The organism is Citrobacter sp. C1, assembly GCF_014596895.2.
Classification (GTDB): Bacteria; Pseudomonadota; Gammaproteobacteria; order Enterobacterales; family Enterobacteriaceae; genus Citrobacter; species Citrobacter gillenii.
In genome coordinates this window covers 676,104-694,390 of the sequence record NZ_CP115035.1, presented here as the reverse complement: position 1 = coordinate 694,390, position 18,287 = coordinate 676,104, and the positions used below count along the sequence as shown (strand labels likewise).

18 protein-coding genes are annotated in these 18,287 nt (G+C 53.1%); 8 read left to right on the top strand and 10 right to left on the bottom strand.

Going from position 1 to position 18,287, the window contains the following annotated elements:
* Positions 1-92: 92 nt before the first annotated feature.
* Positions 93-485, bottom strand: a complete 393-nt coding sequence (locus IB214_RS03385; protein WP_117342676.1) for a YgiW/YdeI family stress tolerance OB fold protein — start codon at positions 483-485, stop codon at positions 93-95.
* 153 nt (positions 486-638) lie between these two features.
* On the opposite strand from IB214_RS03385, the gene qseB reads away from it, so the two are divergent.
* The 4 genes from qseB (at position 639) to IB214_RS03365 (ending at position 3,679) form a co-directional block, all read left to right on the top strand.
* Positions 639-1,298: a quorum sensing response regulator transcription factor QseB gene (gene qseB / locus IB214_RS03380; RefSeq protein ID WP_096755656.1), complete on the top strand. Its 660-nt coding sequence runs from the start codon at positions 639-641 to the stop codon at positions 1,296-1,298.
* Positions 1,295-2,644, top strand: coding sequence for a quorum sensing histidine kinase QseC (qseC, locus tag IB214_RS03375; RefSeq protein ID WP_115257478.1), 1,350 nt, complete (start codon positions 1,295-1,297; stop codon positions 2,642-2,644). Before qseB ends, qseC begins: the two co-directional genes overlap by 4 nt.
* A 108-nt stretch (positions 2,645-2,752) precedes the next feature.
* Positions 2,753-3,334: an NAD(P)H-dependent oxidoreductase gene (locus tag IB214_RS03370; protein ID WP_117342677.1), complete on the top strand. Its 582-nt coding sequence runs from the start codon at positions 2,753-2,755 to the stop codon at positions 3,332-3,334.
* A gap of 30 nt (positions 3,335-3,364) precedes the next feature.
* Positions 3,365-3,679, top strand: a complete 315-nt coding sequence (locus tag IB214_RS03365; RefSeq protein ID WP_096755653.1) for a putative quinol monooxygenase — start codon at positions 3,365-3,367, stop codon at positions 3,677-3,679.
* Between the two features lie 94 nt (positions 3,680-3,773).
* On the opposite strand, the gene IB214_RS03360 is transcribed toward IB214_RS03365, so the two are convergent.
* Genes IB214_RS03360 through IB214_RS03350 form a run of 3 tightly spaced genes read right to left on the bottom strand, consistent with a single transcriptional unit; the run spans position 3,774 to position 8,087 of the window.
* Positions 3,774-4,964: a glycoside hydrolase family 88 protein gene (locus tag IB214_RS03360; protein WP_117342678.1), complete on the bottom strand. Its 1,191-nt coding sequence runs from the start codon at positions 4,962-4,964 to the stop codon at positions 3,774-3,776.
* Between the two features lie 23 nt (positions 4,965-4,987).
* Positions 4,988-6,256, bottom strand: coding sequence for an oligosaccharide MFS transporter (locus IB214_RS03355; RefSeq protein ID WP_096755651.1), 1,269 nt, complete (start codon positions 6,254-6,256; stop codon positions 4,988-4,990).
* Between the two features lie 10 nt (positions 6,257-6,266).
* A complete protein-coding gene (locus IB214_RS03350; RefSeq protein WP_117342679.1) occupies positions 6,267-8,087 on the bottom strand; it encodes a DUF2264 domain-containing protein in 1,821 nt (606 codons plus the stop codon).
* Between the two features lie 165 nt (positions 8,088-8,252).
* Between IB214_RS03350 and IB214_RS03345 the strand changes: the two genes are divergently transcribed.
* Positions 8,253-9,104 (top strand): AraC family transcriptional regulator, encoded by an 852-nt coding sequence (locus tag IB214_RS03345; protein ID WP_117342680.1) that lies wholly within the window; start codon positions 8,253-8,255, stop codon positions 9,102-9,104.
* Between the two features lie 99 nt (positions 9,105-9,203).
* Here the strand turns inward: IB214_RS03345 and parE are convergent, their stop codons facing one another.
* The 5 genes from parE to nudF are packed head-to-tail and all read right to left on the bottom strand — an operon-like array spanning position 9,204 to position 13,609.
* Complete coding sequence (gene parE / locus IB214_RS03340; RefSeq protein ID WP_096755648.1) at positions 9,204-11,096, bottom strand: DNA topoisomerase IV subunit B; 1,893 nt, start codon at positions 11,094-11,096, stop codon at positions 9,204-9,206.
* 28 nt (positions 11,097-11,124) lie between these two features.
* Positions 11,125-11,706: an esterase YqiA gene (yqiA, locus tag IB214_RS03335; RefSeq protein WP_115257472.1), complete on the bottom strand. Its 582-nt coding sequence runs from the start codon at positions 11,704-11,706 to the stop codon at positions 11,125-11,127.
* Positions 11,706-12,533: a 3',5'-cyclic-AMP phosphodiesterase gene (cpdA, locus tag IB214_RS03330; protein WP_115257471.1), complete on the bottom strand. Its 828-nt coding sequence runs from the start codon at positions 12,531-12,533 to the stop codon at positions 11,706-11,708. Before cpdA ends, yqiA begins: the two co-directional genes overlap by 1 nt.
* Before the next feature lie 24 nt (positions 12,534-12,557).
* Positions 12,558-12,980: a DUF1249 family protein gene (locus tag IB214_RS03325; protein WP_096755645.1), complete on the bottom strand. Its 423-nt coding sequence runs from the start codon at positions 12,978-12,980 to the stop codon at positions 12,558-12,560.
* On the bottom strand, positions 12,977-13,609 hold the full coding sequence (gene nudF / locus IB214_RS03320; protein ID WP_096755644.1) for an ADP-ribose diphosphatase: 633 nt from the start codon (positions 13,607-13,609) through the stop codon (positions 12,977-12,979). Before nudF ends, IB214_RS03325 begins: the two co-directional genes overlap by 4 nt.
* 199 nt (positions 13,610-13,808) lie before the next feature.
* Here nudF and tolC point away from each other — a divergent pair, with 199 nt between their 5' ends.
* The 3 genes from tolC to IB214_RS03305 all read left to right on the top strand — a co-directional run bounded on the left by tolC (position 13,809) and on the right by IB214_RS03305 (position 17,291).
* Positions 13,809-15,299: an outer membrane channel protein TolC gene (gene tolC, locus IB214_RS03315; protein WP_117342681.1), complete on the top strand. Its 1,491-nt coding sequence runs from the start codon at positions 13,809-13,811 to the stop codon at positions 15,297-15,299.
* Positions 15,300-15,447: 148 nt separating this feature from the next.
* A complete protein-coding gene (locus tag IB214_RS03310; RefSeq protein ID WP_096755642.1) occupies positions 15,448-16,125 on the top strand; it encodes a DUF1190 family protein in 678 nt (225 codons plus the stop codon).
* A 5-nt stretch (positions 16,126-16,130) separates the two neighbouring features.
* The gene (locus tag IB214_RS03305; protein WP_096755641.1) at positions 16,131-17,291 is read left to right on the top strand and encodes a glutathionylspermidine synthase family protein; all 1,161 of its coding nucleotides are present in this window, start codon (positions 16,131-16,133) and stop codon (positions 17,289-17,291) included.
* Between the two features lie 85 nt (positions 17,292-17,376).
* Here IB214_RS03305 and ygiD read toward each other — a convergent pair whose 3' ends face one another.
* Positions 17,377-18,165 (bottom strand): 4,5-DOPA dioxygenase extradiol, encoded by a 789-nt coding sequence (ygiD, locus tag IB214_RS03300; RefSeq protein WP_117342682.1) that lies wholly within the window; start codon positions 18,163-18,165, stop codon positions 17,377-17,379.
* Between the last annotated feature and the right edge of the window lie 122 nt (positions 18,166-18,287).

Genomic DNA, 18,287 nt, shown 5'->3' with positions numbered 1-18,287 from the left:
CGGTATTCGTCAGGCAATATTGCCGCAGATACTACCCTATCTGGCGAGTTGAGTCACAAAGAAAAGGGCCGCGAACGCGGCCCTGATGGGGATTATTTGGTGACTTTGGTAATCTGTTTTACGTCGATTTCAACGGAGTTCCAGTCTTTATCCACTTCGCCCTGGATTTCTACGACATCCTGCGGCGTGACGGTTAAACCGTTCCAGCGCTTGTGGTCGATATCCACGTTCACCGTGCCAGAAGCATCTTTAAACAGGTACAGATCGTCGGAGATACGCTCGACGATATTACCGCGCAGGGTAACCCAGGCATCATCACGCAGCGATTTTGCACTTTCTACCGTCGTACTGCTGCCATTCGGACCCACAAATCCGCCCGCCTGGCTTTGCGTCGCCGTTGGGCCAGAGAAGCCGCCCTGCTGCGCTGCCAGAACAGGGGTGGAACACAGTGCCATCACGGCAACCATTGCAGCTAATTTTTTCATCTTCATGTCTCCCTTATCATGTTGTTTCACGACTATTTAATAAGTTAATCCTTAACAACTTCTTAAGGCAAAAAAAGATTATTTTTTTGCTGTACATCCCCGGTTGCCACAAGGTTTACTGGCTGCCAACTGAGTGAGCGCAGGGAAGAACATATGCGTATTTTACTGGTAGAAGATGACGCGTTGATTGGCGACGGTCTGAAAACGGGTCTGAGTAAAATGGGGTTCACCATCGACTGGTTTACCGAAGGTCGTCAGGGTAAAGAGGCGCTTTACAGTGCGCCTTATGACGCGGTGATCCTCGACCTGACGCTGCCGGGTATTGACGGCCGCGATATCCTGCGCGAATGGCGCACAAAAGGAAAACAGGAGCCGGTGCTGATTTTAACGGCCCGCGACGCGCTGGCAGAACGTGTGGAAGGTCTGCGCCTCGGTGCGGATGACTACCTGTGTAAACCCTTTGCACTGATTGAAGTGGCCGCCCGACTGGAAGCGCTGGTACGTCGCGCCAGCGGTCAGGCTACCAGCGAACTACGCCACGGTCAGGTGACGCTTAATCCCGGCGCACTGGTCGCCACGTTCGCAGGCGAGCCATTGTCGCTCAAGCCGAAGGAGTTCGCACTGTTGGAACTGCTGATGCGTAATAAAGGGCGCGTCCTGCCCCGTAAACACATTGAAGAAAAACTGTATAACTGGGACGAAAACGTCTCCAGCAATGCGGTTGAAGTGCACGTCCATCACTTACGCCGTAAGCTCGGCAGTGATTTTATCCGCACCGTGCACGGTATTGGTTACACCCTGGGTGATGCATGAAATTCACACAACGCCTCAGCCTGCGCGTCAGGCTAACGCTTATCTTCACCATTTTGGTGCTGGTGACCTGGCTGATTTCCAGTTTTGTCGCCTGGAAGCAAACCACCGATAACGTCGACGAGATGTTTGACACACAGCTGATGCTGTTTGCCAAACGGCTGGTCACGCTGGATCTTGACGAACTAAAAGCCTCTGAGCGCTTTGCCCAAACGCCAAAGAAATTCAAACACGGCCATATTGACGACGATGTGCTGACCTTTGCGGTCTACACCCCGGACGGAAAAATGGTTCTGCACGACGGCGACAATGGTCAGTACATTCCCTATAGCTATCGCCGGGAAGGGTTTGACGACGGATATCTGAACGGTGACAACGATAAATGGCGCTTTATCTGGCTGACTTCAGCAGATAAAAAGTACCGGGTCGTGGTCGGTCAGGAGTGGGAATACCGCGAAGATATGGCGCTGGCGATTGTGACGGCCCAGCTGGTGCCGTGGCTGGTCGCCCTGCCGTTGATGCTGCTGATCCTGATTGTACTGTTAAGTCTTGAACTTAAGCCGCTGAAAAAGCTGGCGCAGGCTTTACGTTTGCGCGATCCGGAATCTGAAGAACCGCTGAGCCTGAAAGGCATTCCCGGCGAGGTTCGCCCACTGGTTGAGTCGCTCAATCAGCTGTTTACCCGTATTCACACCACCATGGTACGCGAGCGGCGCTTTACCTCAGATGCCGCGCACGAACTGCGTAGCCCGCTGACGGCGCTCAAGGTTCAAACCGAAGTGGCGCAACTGTCTGACGATGACCCGCAGTCACGACAAAAAGCGCTAATGCAGATGCAGACGGGAATTGACCGCGCCACTCGCCTGGTCGATCAGCTGCTGACGCTTTCGCGTCTCGATTCGCTCAACAATCTTCAGGATGTCGCCGATATCTCACTCGAAGAGTTGCTGCAATCCGCCGTCATGGATATCTACCACCCGGCACAGCAGGCCCACATCGACGTGCGCTTGCAGATTAACGCTCACGACGTTAAACGCACCGGCCAACCGCTGTTGCTTAGCCTGATGGTCCGCAATCTGCTGGATAATGCAATCCGCTACAGCCCGCAGGGTAGCGTCGTGGACGTGACGCTCAACAACCACTGTTTCAGCGTCAAAGATAACGGTCCGGGCGTTGCGCCAGAGGTATTACTGCACATTGGTGAGCGTTTCTATCGTCCACCGGGACAAAACGCGACCGGCAGTGGGCTGGGCCTGTCAATCGTCCGGCGTATTGCGACGTTGCACGGTATGTCCGTGTCATTCGCCAACGCCGCGGAAGGTGGATTTGAAGCCAAAATCAGTTGGTAGCGTTGAATTATTGCGCTACCAGCAAAAGACTTTGCACATTTTGCTAATTTCACCGCACCGATCATCGGCGTAAAATCGCCCTCAAACATAATTCTTTGAGGACACAACATGAGCAACATTCTGATTATCAATGGCGCTAAAAAATTCGGCCATTCCAATGGTCAGTTGAATGACACCCTGACCGAGGTCGCGGACGGTATCCTGCGCGACCTCGGACATGATGTTAGAGTCGTGCGCGCAGACAGCGATTACGACGTACAAACAGAAGTGCAGAACTTTGTCTGGGCTGACGCCGTTATTTGGCAAATGCCGGGCTGGTGGATGGGTGCACCGTGGACAGTGAAAAAATACATCGATGATGTGTTCACTGCAGGGCACGGTACGCTGTACGCCAGCGATGGTCGCACACGTTCTGATGCCACTAAAAAATACGGTTCTGGCGGCCTGATTCAGGGCAAAAAATACATGTTGTCCCTGACCTGGAATGCACCGATGGAAGCCTTTACTGACAAAGATCAGTTCTTCCACGGCGTCGGCGTTGATGGCGTTTATCTGCCGTTCCATAAAGCAAACCAGTTTTTAGGTATGGAAGCGCTGCCGACTTTTATCACCAATGATGTGATTAAAATGCCGGATGTCCCGCGTTATATCGCAGAATATCGCAAGCATCTGACCGAGATTTTTGGTTAACTAGTTACCTGGAATTAGAAGGAGTTAACCATGCTTACCGTTATTGCAGAAATCCGTACACGTCCAGGTCAACACCACCGCCAGGCGGTGCTGGATCAGTTTGCTAAAATCGTTCCAACCGTCCTGAAGGAAGAAGGCTGTCATGGCTACGCGCCGATGGTCGATCACGCCGCAGGTGTGAGTTTTCAAACCACAGCGCCGGATTCAATCGTGATGATTGAACAGTGGGAAAGCATTGCGCACCTTGAAGCGCATTTGCAAACCCCGCATATGAAAGCTTACAGCGAAGCCGTGAAAGGTGATGTGCTGGACATGAGCATTCGTATTCTGGAGTCAGGTATTTAAGGTTGTTGATGTACCGGATGACGTCGCCCGCGACGTATCCGGTCTACACACGATCTGTAAGCCCGGTAAGCACAGTGCAACCGGGCCAATAAACTTACCAGTACAACTTCCAGCACTGCGTAAAACGGGTTAACGCCTCAACGTAAAAGTAATCTCCCCAGCTTGCGCACTCATCGACCCCTTTATTGCTCGCAAGATGGTAAACCGAGTGTTTCAGTAGCCCGTTGCCCTTCTCATCTTTGCCCATCAGATAATGCTGCGTCAGCGATGACATGATCCCCATCGCCCACTGTTGATAACGTTCACGATCTGGATCGGTCACCGGCAGGTGTTTAATCAACTCCAGCAGGCCACATACCGCAATGGCCGCCGAAGAAGAATCACGCAGCGCATCGGTGCCCACCAGCGCCAGATCCCAGTGACAAACGGCATCATCCGGCAGGCGATTGAGAAAGTAGTTGGCCAGTTTTTTCGACAGCTGCACCATCTCGCGATCGCCGGTATAGATATAGCTCAACAGAAAACCATAAATCCCCCACGCCTGCCCACGCGACCAGCATGAATCATCAGCGTAACCCTGCTGGGTATTACCGTAGCGCGGCGCGCCGGTTTGCACGTCCATGTAGTAGGTATGGAACGTCGAGGCATCTTCACGGATCAGATATTTCGCCGCCTGCGCCACGTGCGCTTTTGCCGCATTGGCAAAGCGCGGATCGCCCGTCTGTTCACTGGCCCAGTACAGCAGCGGCAGGTTCATATTGCAGTCAATGATCATCCGACCGGCCTGATCGGGATCGCGGAGATCGCCCCATGCCTGAATGATCTGCGCCTTCTCGTGAAAACGTTCGAGCAGCGCTTCTGCCGCCATCAGCGAAAAACCGCGCGCATCGCGATTGCCCGTCAACCGCCAGGCCGCCACACAGGAGAGCGTGTACAGGAAGCCCAGGTCGTGGGTGTTGGTGTCATGACGCCCGGCAATACGCAAACCAAATGAGCGCACGTGCTTTTCGGCCATTTCACGAAATGTCGCTTCACCGCTCATTTCCCACGCCAGCCACAGTTGCCCAGTCCAGAAACTGGTGGTCCACTCCACATTATCCGTCAGCGGGTAATAACCGTTGACGCAGGTTTCGGCAGGAAAGTCTTCACCGAATTCCGTTAAATGACGGCTAAGCAGCTCGAGGACATGTTCCCTGGCGCCATTCATTTGTTCCTGAAAGGCTGCGGTATTAAGCGGGCTACCAGGAAAAGCGCGCAACGTTTCCTCAACGATATGCTTTAACATATTTTGGTTCCTTATTACGTAGATTATCTTGTCGCGTTATTTTCGGCGATATCGAGCGCGGTATTATTGCGACGTTTACTTTGGCAGGCGGATAACGTAAATGCCGAAATCAGCGTAAAGGTCAGCGCAATAATACCCATAATGATATAGGTCTTTTCAAAACCAATTCGGTCATACATTAATCCGGCAGGTGAAGACACCACCACGTTGCCAACATACAGCATCGCCTGATAACCCAGTAAATACATGGTTGCGTTGACGCGTTTATCAAAATGTTCGGCAATGTATTTAAAGACAGAAACCAGCAATAAACAGATTTCCAGGCCATACAACGGTTTTAGCACTGAAATTAACAGATGCGAGTCGCACAGTCCGGAGATAACCAAACGCGCGCCAACCAGTGCCCCGACAATCAGCAATCCCCGCTTCGCGCCGATATAGTTAACGAACAGCGGGATCACCATATACATGATAAATTCCATACCTGACTGCACGGTGCCCAGATATCCGAATACCGCATTGCCTTTATGCACATCAGCAAAGAAGGTGACAAAATAACGCGAGAATTGCTGTTCGGCGATAAACATCATCCACGCCACGCCTGCGACATACAGGCAAAACGCCCAAAATTTGCGGTTACGCAGCAGCGCGTAAACATCCGCAGGAGAGATTTTATCTTTGGTCAGTACCTCTGAGGCATTGGCTGAATTTACGTTCACTTTCAGGCTTAGCAGGACAATCAGCATTACCACCGACGCCACGCTACCTAACATAAAGTTATACGCCGGAGAGAGGTTAAACAGCAGCCCCGAGAACGACGACGCGACTGCCCAACCGAGCGATCCCCACATGCGGATTTGCCCAAACTCCATGCCGTTTAAACGACTGTAGCGGTCAGAATAGGATTCGCAGGCGGCCACACCGGCGTACCACGCAAAGCTTAAGTAAATTGCGCCGACAATAATACCCAGTAGGGTATTGGAGATTAATAGCGGCTGATATACATAAATAAAAAACGGTGCCATTAATGCCGACATAATCACGACAAAATAGAGCAGGTATTTACTCATACCGATTCTGTCGAGGATATAGCCATAAATCGGCTTCAGTATCACCGAGAAAATACCGTTCACAGCAAATACGGTACCGATAACCGTCCCACTTAACTGCGCTTTCTGCCCCAACCAAATGGCCAGCAAACCAATACTGGCCGACCAGGTAAAGAAATAAAGAAAAATAAAGCTACTAATTTTATAATATTCTGTTCTGTTACTCGCTGAACTCTTTTTCATACCATCCTCGCTATAAAAAGAACGACAACTGACGTGCACCGTCAGGTTCGCGAATAACGACCTGGTTACGGTTAATTTGCAGCAGTGGGACCGTGAGCACGTTTTTTTGCTTGCCGCTGGCATTCACGGCGCAGCACAGCCAGCTCTCGCCCGGCAGGATCTCGGTGGTCAGCGTCGGAATAGCCGCGCACTCGGCAAACATAATGCTGCTGTTAGGCGGCGTGACCACACTGTCCGGCTGGCGGATGATGACAGGCGACAGATCCACAATCGCACTGGTCCCGTTACGCGCTGCCAGCAGACATCCCCGTGCGCTGAGCTGCGGCTCTGTCTTCATCACTGCAAAGCCCCCTTCCACCGTTTGCAGCGTTCTCGCACTGTGAATGCGGTGCAAACGAATATGCCACTCGCCAAACGGCACCAGCCAGGTCTCAATACTGACGTCATGCCACGGCGACCAACGGGACCAGAGATAATTTTCATCAACGCGAACGTCATCGCACTGACGACGTCCACGGAAGTAATTATCGCCATCTGCCAGCAGCAGCATGGAATCGCACGCCGCATGTTTGATGCCGTAGCGCCCGCGCTCAATGGTGAAGCCAAAACGGCTGGAGTAGGCAAATTTGGTGTACTTGGCCTCGGTATTCACATAGTTGTTCAGCTCAAGCTGGCCTGACGCCAGCATCGTGACATGCGCAGAATCTTCGCTGTGTTGCAGGATCTGCCCGGCATGGGTAATCACCCGTTTTTCGGCAAGCACCGGGAGCGGCAACTCTTCAGCCTGCCAGAACGCGTGATCGTCTGGTAACGCGAGGATCAAAAAGACTTTCAGTGCCCAGTACGGCGATCCCGGCGAATTGTAGTCTTCACACATCGCCAGGTTTGGATAGGCAAAGCCCAACGTCAGGATGCCGTCTCGATCAAAAATCGGCTGCTGTTGCCACCAGCGCAGATGGCGCAGGATCACCCCTTTGATAACCCCGGGTGAGAACACATCCAGTTCAGCAAAGGCCACCGCACTCCAGAAGGCGACCATGGCAAAGCGGTAGGTCAGGCTGCGACCAAACGGCACCGATGCCCCGTCGGCGGCAGACATAAAGATAAAATCCTCGGCAAACAGCCGGGAACGTTCACGCAACGTAGCGGCGCGACGGGTGTCCTCCGGGCTGAGGGTGGCATACAGCAGGCCATAAAAATGAAAGGCCATGGAGATGTAATAATCTTTAGGTCGCCCGGGACCGTCGGAATACCAGCCATCGCCGAGGTAGTAGGCGTCCATCATCTCAAATCGCCGATCGATAGCCTGTTGGTCAAACGGTAATCCTGCACGTTTAAAGCCAAGCTGCACGATAATGGCGAAATAGTTCCAGTTGCTGTCCGGCATCTGAGCATCGGTAATTTGATTCAACCAGCGGTGCAGATTGTCCTGCTCCATTGCGCTGAACATCCCGGTTAAACGCGTCTGCAATAACGCCAGGCCCAGACCATACGCCGCCATCTCGACCAGACGCTGATCGTAAGGACCGGTATCCCCCCAATAGTGCGAGCTGTGGGGATCGGTGCCGAGTTTTATCGCCTGAATATATTTGTCGGCAAACGGCACATCCGCCCCGCCGGCCATCAGCGGAAATAGCCCCCACAGCGCTCGGGAAAGCCCTTCCATGCAGGCAATATCCACGCTGTAATGCGCGCAGGTATCACCGAGAGAAAACTGAGCCTGTCCCGCTGGGAATTGCTTGTCGAGTGCCCGTAAAAGGGTATTAACGGCACGCGTAACGTCTTCGCGGGATGACAATGGATTTGATTTTTCTTCAGTTGCCGACCACATACTCTGCCCCTCTGAATTAAGTGGCTAAAGAATAGTGAATGGCAGACAAGCAGAAATGTTACTTCAATCACACCACAAACATTAAAATAAAACAGTGATTGAAGAAATTTAAAAATAGGGTTTATAAACAGGAATTCGCCGGCAAAAGTTTAAATTTATTGCACTATGAACTTATCTTCCCCTCAAGAGTACCTGGAGCTGATTGCCCTCAACGACGCGGTGGTGTCGTTCAGTCGTTTATTTGCCAATACGGTTCGTTATCACCATTGGCATCAGTGTCTGGAAGTGTTGTACGTGGAAGAAGGGTTTGGCGTGGTGACGGTCGATCATAAGCAATACACCATGCGTCCAGGGCGGATGTTCTTTTTCCCGCCGTTTACGCTGCATAAAATTTTTGTCGACGAGCAGGTGCGGGACCGTTATCGGCGGACCATTATTCATCTCGATCAGCACGCAGTGCTGAAGGTGTTACGCGACTTTCCACTTCATCAACAGCATCTGCAACACCTGAGTGTACGCGGGAGCGAGGCGTGGGTCATCGACGCCGCAGACGTCCATACGCACATTGATTTTCTGTTCAGCCGCTATGCAAAACTGGCCGCGCAGAAACCGCTTAACACTGAGCACGTTGCCTGCCTGTTATTGAATTTATTCAGCCTGTTACCCGAAGATAACGTCAATATGCATGATAGTGATACGGGGATGGCCAGCCAGGTGATGTTCTGGCTTGATGAGCACTACATGCATAAATTTAGCCTGGTGACGCTGGCACAAGCGTTAGGAAAATCAAAAAGTTATGTTTCTCGGCGTTTTCAGGTAGAAACAGGCGAGAGCATCCTCGGGTATCTCAACACGCTGAGGTTGAGAAAAGCCTGCGAGGCGCTGTTACACAGTGAGGCAAGCGTCAGAGAGATTGCGCAAAAAGTGGGGTTTTCTGATGTGACTTATTTTATCAGCGCCTTCGGAAAAGGCATTGGCGAGACGCCGTTACAGTACAGGAAGCGGCATAAGCCGTAACGCCTGATGGCGACGCTAACGCGTCTTATCAGGCCTACGGGCACAATGCGAATGTAGGCCGGATAAGCGAAGCGCTATCCGGCATTCACAACATCATGCTTACCCTTCGAGATCCGCCAGGTCGCCTTTCTCCTGCAGCCAGTTACGGCGATCTTCAGAGCGCTTCTTCGCCAGCAGCATATCCATCATGGCGTTGGTGCGCTGATCGTCTTCATCATCAATGATGAGCTGCACCAGGCGACGGGTATTTGGATCCAGCGTGGTTTCGCGCAGCTGCATCGGGTTCATTTCACCCAGACCTTTAAAGCGCTGGACATTCGGCTTGCCTTTCTTACGCTTCAGCTGCTCCAGTACGCCCGCTTTCTCTTCTTCCGTGAGCGCGTAATACACTTCTTTCCCGAGGTCGATACGGTACAGCGGCGGCAGCGCTACGTAGACGTGTCCGTGTTTGACCAACGTGCGGAAGTGCTTCACAAACAATGCGCACAGCAGCGTAGCAATGTGCAGACCATCGGAGTCCGCATCCGCGAGGATACACACCTTGCCGTAGCGCAACTGGCTGAGATCGTCGCTGTCCGGATCGATGCCGATCGCCACCGAGATATCGTGAACTTCCTGGGAGGCCAGCACTTCATCAGAAGAGACTTCCCAGGTGTTCAGGATCTTACCCTTCAGCGGCATGATCGCCTGATACTCACGATCGCGCGCCTGCTTGGCCGATCCGCCCGCCGAGTCACCTTCCACCAGGAACAGCTCGGTGCGGTTAAGATCCTGTGCGGTGCAGTCCGCCAGCTTACCCGGCAGTGCCGGACCGCTGGTGAGTTTTTTACGCACCACTTTTTTCGCTGCACGCAGACGACGCTGAGCGCTGGAAATCGCCATTTCCGCCAGCAGCTCTGCTGACTGCACGTTCTGGTTCAGCCACAGGCTAAAGGCATCTTTTACCACCCCAGAAACGAACGCCGCGCACTGGCGCGAAGAGAGACGCTCTTTGGTCTGACCGGCAAACTGTGGATCCTGCATCTTCACGGACAGCACGTAGGCGCAGCGATCCCAGATATCCTCCGCCGACAGCTTCACGCCGCGCGGCAGGATATTGCGGTATTCACAGAATTCACGCATCGCATCCAACAGACCCTGACGCAGGCCATTGACGTGCGTCCCGCCCTGCATGGTTGGGATCAGGTTAACATAGCTTTCGGTCAGCAGTTCACCGCCTTCCGGCAGCCACAGCAGCGCCCAGTCCACCGCTTCCGTATCACCGGAGAACGTCCCGACAAAGGGTTTTTCCGGCAGCAACGGCAGGCCGTTCACCGCTTCGCTCAGGTAGTCGGTCAGGCCATCGGCGTAGCGCCAGGTCTGTTCGGTATCGTTGACCTTATCCTTGAAGATGATCTCCACGCCCGGGCAGAGTACCGCTTTGGCTTTCAGCAGATGGCTCAGGCGAGAAGCGGAGAAACGTGGGCTGTCAAAGAAGCTTTCATCCGGCCAGAAGTGCACGCTGGTCCCGGTATTGCGCTTTCCACAGGTGCCGGAAACGTGCAGGTCTTCGACCTTTTCACCGTGTTCAAAGGCGATACTGTGAATCTGACCATCACGACGAACGGCCACTTCAACACGTTTTGACAAGGCGTTAACCACCGAAATCCCCACGCCGTGCAGGCCACCGGAGAACTGGTAGTTTTTGTTAGAAAACTTACCCCCTGCGTGCAAACGGCAAAGGATCAATTCAATGGCCGGGACGCCCTCTTCCGGGTGGATATCGACGGGCATGCCACGTCCGTCATCAATGACTTCCAGTGATTGATCGGCATGAAGGATAACCTCGACACGTTTCGCGTGCCCGGCCAGCGCTTCATCCACACTGTTATCAATAACTTCCTGCCCCATATGGTTAGGACGAGTCGTATCTGTGTACATCCCCGGGCGGCGGCGAACCGGCTCAAGCCCAGTGAGTACCTCAATGGCATCAGCGTTATAAGTTTGCGTCATGGTTTAAATTAGCAATTCGAATTGATCGTCAAAAACTGTGCAGTCCAAGGAAATCGACAATCTGGTTGAAATAATCTTCGAAGCCTGTGAATGCGTGGTTTCCGCCCTCAATAACAGTTTGACGGCAGGAGGCGTAATACGCCACCGCCTGGCGGTAGTCCAACACTTCATCGCCCGTTTGTTGTAGCAGCCAGAGCAAATCCGGCGCCTCCAGCGGGTCAATCTGCATGACTTTAAGATCGTAAATATGGCGAGACTCTAGCACATATTGCTGGCCCGTGTAGGGGTTCTCGTTTTGGCCAAGGTAGTCGACCAGCAGTTCGTAAGGCCGCACCGCAGGGTTCACCACCACCGCAGGCAACATAAAACATTGCGACAGCCAGGTGGCGTAATAACCCCCTAAAGAGGAGCCAACAATCCCCAGCGACTCTCCGCCATGCTCAAGGACTATTGATTCCAGCATCTCTGCCGCTTGGGCAGGATACGGTGGCAGCTGCGGTACGATCATCTCAACGTGCGGGTGGTGCTCTGCCAGCCAGCTTTTCAGCAGACACGCCTTCGCCGAGCGAGGAGAGCTATTAAATCCGTGTAGATAGAGAAGCGTAGACATCAGTAGCCTTCTGAAGCGGTATCAGGGTGGAACCGAATTCCCGGCAGACGGCACACCTGAGTGTGCAACGAACCATCAGCAAAAAGTTCCAGCGTACGCCAGCCGGGACTAATGGTATCTAACGTAAAGTTGGCACAATGCGGCTTGAACTGCACGCATGTCGACGGCGTAGCCAGCAGGCGGCGACCGTTCCAGTCGAGATCCAACTCCTGATGAATATGCCCACACAGCAGATACTTCACGCGCGGATAGTTCACCAGCACGTTGTCCAGCTCAGCAGCATTGCGCAGGCTGTGCTGATCGAGCCAGCTACAGCCCGAAGGCAGTGGGTGGTGATGCAAAAGCAGCAAGGTATTCCGTTCAGGCGCATCGGCAAGTTTTCGCTCCAGCCATTCAAGCTGGAACTCACTTAATTCTCCGTGGGGAACGCCAAAAACCTGGCTATCGAGCAGCAAAATTTGCCACTGTTCACCAATGAAGACGCGTTTCGCAGGCGAAATTCCGGCGTCCTGCAGGGCGCTGTACATGGCTGGCTGAAAATCATGATTGCCAGGTAACCAGACGCAAGGCGCACGAAAGCTTGCGATACCCTCAGCAAAATGCTGATACGCCGCAGCGGATTGATCCTGCGCTAAATCGCCTGTCGCCACGATCAGATCGAAGTCGGTCGACTCAGCATGTATAGCGTCCAATATGCACTGATAGCTGTCCCAGGTGTTCACTCCCAGCAGCGTTTCATGCTTTTCGGCAAACAGGTGAGTGTCTGTAATTTGCAAGATCCTGACTCTGGCCTCACCAGCCAAAGGAAGGGTTAACAGGCTTTCCAAATGGTGTCCTTAGGTTTCACGACGCTAATAAACCGGAATCGCCATCGCTCCATGTGCTAAACAGTACCGTAACCAGTCGGCCAGGAACTGATTAATTTGATGCTTTTCGTCGCGTTGATGCAACTTTTTATTTGGGTAATCATACCGCGCTTTGAAGCGAAAGATCTGCTGACTTGAACACACTTCAGCCACCCTCGCATCATGATACAGGCGGACGGTAAGCGATGGCAGGCTCCAGTAAGTGACAGCAGGCGCCGTCTGTTCGATCGCAACCAGCGTAGTGTATCGGGTCGATTCAACAATCGTTAACCGATATTGTGCGTTTGCCACCTGATAGCTCACTGTTTCGCCGACCACATCATTTCGCGGCAACAGACGGCGCAGTTGCGAAAAGTTGGTTTCGCACAGGCGCATCATTTCAGGGAAATCAGGTGTATAACGCTTCATTTTTTCCACTCAGTTTTTAACTCTTGATAGTGCAGCTGCAACCATTGCAAGGCGATGACAGAAGCCGCGTTGTCGATTTTTCCCTCTTCCACCCACTGATAAGCCTGTTCCCGGCTTACCACATGAACGCGAATATCTTCGTTTTCATCCGCCAGACCGTGGATCCCGCTTGCGGTCGTGGCGTCCACTTCGCCGACCAAAATGGACAGGCGCTCGCTCGTGCCGCCGGGGCTTGCCAGATAGCTCAGCACAGGTTTGGTTCGTTTTACGTCCAGTCCGGCTTCTTCCATCGCTTCACGGCGGGCAACGTCCTCAACGGTTTCACCTTCTTCGATCATCCCGGCGACCATTTCCAGCAGCCACGGGCTTTCGCTGGTATCAAATGCCGCAATACGAATCTGCTCAACCAGCACAACTTCGTCCCGCTCAGGGTCAAAGGGTAGCAAGACCGCCGCGTGTCCGCGCTCAAAAATTTCGCGCGTGACTTCCTCACTCATTCCACCGTTAAACAGGCGATGGCGGAACCGATAAAGATCCAGTGAAAAAAAACCGCGGTATAGCGTTTCTCGTGCAATAATTTCTACATCATTTTTCGTGAAAGTCATTGGCAAGCTGTCTGGTTTACGCATTGTGCTGTCCTGATACCAATAGTGATTAAAATGTGAATTTCAAGGTCGTTTGACTGCTGTTTGGGCGCCCTTGTGTTAAATTGATGCAAATTAACGCCGTATGGCACGTAACGCCAACTTTTTGAAGTGGTGGATTCTGCTAGAATCAACAATTATTTTTACCATTTGATCAGCGCTAAATACTGCTTCACAACAAGGAATGCAAATGAAGAAATTGCTCCCCATCCTTATCGGCCTGAGCCTGTCGGGGTTCAGTACTTTGAGCCAGGCAGAGAACCTGATGCAGGTTTATCAGCAAGCACGCCTGAGCAACCCGGAATTGCGTAAATCCGCCGCCGATCGCGATGCTGCATTCGAAAAAATTAACGAAGCGCGTAGTCCGTTACTGCCTCAGCTGGGCTTAGGTGCCGATTACACCTACAGCAATGGCTACCGTGATTCAAACGGCGTGAATTCCAACGCCACCTCTGCTTCGTTAACCCTGACTCAGTCTCTGTTCGATATGTCGAAATGGCGTGCCCTGACGCTGCAAGAAAAATCAGCGGGCATCCAGGATGTGACCTATCAGACCGATCAGCAAACGCTGATCCTGAATACCGCCACGGCCTATTTTAAAGTATTGAACGCGATTGATGTGCTGTCATACACCCAGGCACAGAAAGACGCAGTTTACCGTCAGTTGGATCAGACTACCCAGCGTTTTAACGTCGGCCTGGTCGCCATTACTGACGTACAGAACGCCCGTTCACAATACGATACCGTGCTGGCAAATGAAGTTACCGCGCGTAACGATCTGGACAACGCGGTGGAAGAGCTGCGCCAGGTTACCGGCAACTACTATCCGGAACTGGCCTCGCTGAACGTTGACGGTTTTAAAACCAACAAACCGCAGGCAGTAAATGCGCTGCTGAAAGAAGCCGAAAACCGCAACCTGACCTTACTGCAGGCGCGTTTAAGCCAGGACCTGGCGCGTGAACAAATTCGTCTGGCGCAGGACGGTCACCTGCCAACGCTGAATTTAACCGCCTCCACCGGGGTCTCTGATACCTCTTACAGCGGATCTAAAACTCGTGCAAGCGATGCAGGCACACGCTTTGACGATAGCAATGAAGGTCAGAACAAAATTGGCCTGAATTTCTCGCTGCCGCTGTACCAGGGTGGCATGGTTAACTCGCAGGTGAAACAAGCACAGTACAACTTTGTGGGCGCGAGCGAACAGCTGGAAAGTGCGCACCGCAGCGTGGTACAGACCGTACGTTCATCCTTCAATAACATTAATGCGTCCATCAGTAGCATTAACGCGTACAAACAAGCGGTTGTCTCTGCACAAAGCTCTTTGGACGCGATGGAAGCCGGTTATTCCGTTGGTACACGTACCATCGTGGATGTGTTGGATGCCACCACCACGCTGTACAACGCCAAACAGCAGTTGGCTAACGCACGTTATACCTATCTGATTAACCAGTTAAACATCAAATCTGCGCTCGGTACGCTGAACGAACAGGATCTGGTGGCGCTGAACAATACGCTGGGCAAACCGATTCCGACCGCGCCTGACACCGTCGCGCCGGAAAACACACAGCAAGACGCTGCAGCAGACGGCTATACCGCGAGCAACAACGCGGCAGTCGCTCAGCCGACAGCAGCACGTTCAACCAGCAGCACCGGCAACAATCCGTTCCGTAACTGATGGTGATGACGGGGCTTCGGCCCCGTCTGAACGTAAGACAACGTAAAGATCCGCCCCTTCTTCCGCATTCTCGCCTCTTCCCGCTTCAATTTCGACCAGTCATCCTCTATTCTGAGCAGTATTTACCACTGGGTCCTGGAAGACATAAATGAAACGGACAAAATCTATACATCACGCGTCGTTCCGCAAAAGCTGGAGCGCACGCCACCTGACTCCTGTTGCCCTGGCTGTTACCGCCGTTATTATGCTGGCGGGCTGTGAGCAGAGCGACGAAACAGTATCGCTTTACCAAAATGCGGACGACTGCTCGACGGCGAATCCGGGTAAAAGCGCTGAATGTACAACCGCATTCAACAACGCGCTGAAAGAAGCTGAGCGCACGGCACCGAAGTACGCCACCCGCGAAGACTGTATCGCTGAATTCGGCGAAGGTCAGTGCCAGCAGGCACCTGCACAGGCCGGTATGGCACCAACGGGTGAAGGCCAGGCTCAGGCACAGAATCAGAGCAGCGGCAGCTTCTGGATGCCGCTGATGGCAGGCTACATGATGGGCCGCATGATGGGCGGCGGTATGGGCGCTCAGCAGCCGCTGTTCAGCTCGAAAAATCCGGCCAGCCCGGCCTACGGCAAATATACCGATGCAGGCGGCAAAAACTACGGCGCAGCAACGCCGGGCCGTAGCATGACCGTACCGAAAACCGCCATGGCGCCGAAACCGGCAACCACATCAACCGTCACGCGCGGTGGATTTGGTGAATCTGTCGCCAAGCAAAGCACCATGCAACGTAGCGCCAGCGGTACCACCACGCGTTCAATGGGCGGCTGATCCACATGGAAAGAGTCAGTATTGTTGAGCGCCCGGACTGGCGCGAAAAAGCCACCGAATACGGTTTTAACTTTCACACCATGTACGGCGAACCGTACTGGTGTGAAGACGCCTACTACAAGCTCACGCTTGCACAGGTCGAAAAGCTGGAAGACGTCACCGCTGAACTGCATCAAATGTGCCTCAAGGTGGTTGAAAAGGTCATCGCCAGCGACGAGCTGATGACCAAGTTTCGTATTCCCAAACACACCTGGGGGTTTGTCCGCCAGTCATGGCTGACTCAGCAGCCGTCGCTCTATTCCCGCCTCGATCTGGCATGGGATGGCATCGGTGAACCTAAGCTGCTGGAAAACAACGCCGATACGCCAACCTCACTGTACGAAGCTGCATTCTTCCAGTGGATCTGGTTAGAAGATCAGCTCAATGCCGGGAACCTGCCGGAAGGCAGCGATCAGTTCAACAGCCTGCAGGAAAAGCTGATTGAACGCTTCACCGCGCTGCGCGAACAGTATGGTTTTCAGCTACTGCACCTGACCTGCTGTCGTGACACCGTCGAAGATCGCGGGACCATCCAGTATTTGCAGGATTGCGCGGCCGAAGCGGAAATCGCCACCGAATTCCTCTATGTCGAAGATATCGGCCTCGGTGAGAAAGGTCAGTTCACGGACTTAGAAGATCAGGTGATTGCCAACCTGTTTAAGCTCTATCCGTGGGAATTTATGCTGCGCGAGATGTTCTCTACCAAGCTGGAAGATGCCGGCGTTCGCTGGCTGGAACCGGCCTGGAAGAGCATCATCTCCAACAAAGCGCTGTTACCACTGCTGTGGGACATGTTCCCGAACCATCCGAACCTGCTGCCTGCGTATTTCGCCGAAGACGACTATCCACAGATGGAAAAATTCGTCGTGAAACCGATCTTCTCGCGTGAAGGCGCTAACGTCTCGATCGTTGAGAACGGTAAAACGATCGAATCGGTGGAAGGCCCGTACGGTGAAGAAGGTATGATCGTACAGCAGTTCCATCAGCTACCGAAGTTTGGCGATAGCTACGTGCTGATCGGCAGTTGGCTGATTAACGATCAGCCTGCCGGGATTGGCATTCGCGAAGACAGAGCGCTGATCACTCAAGATCTTTCCCGCTTCTATCCGCATATTTTTGTCGAATGAATGAAAGTGCCGGGTGGCGGCTCTGCCTTACCCGGCCTACGACACGAACTGTAGGCCCGATAAGCGCAGCGCCATCGGGCATTAATCATCCAACCAGCACCGACAGCATACTCAGACTGCCCATCTCAATACCGTCCACAGGAATTGTCACGGGTTCTTTTCCATCCCACGCGCCTAATACGTAAAGCAGCGGCAGATAGTGATCCGCCGTTGGATTCGACAACGATCCGCCTTCATGATCCAGATAGTTGACCAGCGGATGTTGTTCAACCGGTCCCTGCCATGTCAGGTTGGCCTTCACATAATCGTTGAATGAGGACGCCCACGGGTATGGCGTATTTTCACCGTGCCAGCGTGCCGTGCGCAGGTTATGCACCACGTTACCACTGGCGACCAGCATAATACCTTCGTCGCGCAGCGCCGCCAGCTTACGACCCATTTCAAAATGCCAGGCGGCCGGCTTCGTGCTATCAATGCTTAATTGCACCATCGGGATGTCGGCATTCGGGTACATCTTGATCAACACGCCCCACGACCCGTGGTCAAAACCCCAGGCTTCTTTGTCTAAGGCGACAGGGACGGGAGACAGCAAATCCACCAGATGCTGCGCCAGTTCTGGCGATCCCGGCGCCGGATAATGTGTGTCATACAGAGCCTGCGGAAAACCACCAAAATCATGAATCGTTTTCGGTGCTTCCATGGCAGTTACGCCAGTGCCACGGGTAAACCAGTGCGCCGAAACCACGACTATGGCTTTCGGGCGCGGCAACGTTTCCCCCAGTTGCTGCCAGGCACGGGTATAAACGTTATCTTCCAGAACATTCATCGGGCTGCCGTGCCCCAAAAACAATGCTGGCATACGAGTTGAAGACATGATGATATCCTTACTGAGGGAGTCATTTTGATATCATCACAATACGCTTTTTCGGTTGATGAAGAACTCAGATAACCATGATGAAGATCATCAGTTATTTTGACGGTCTGGCCCGGACAGCT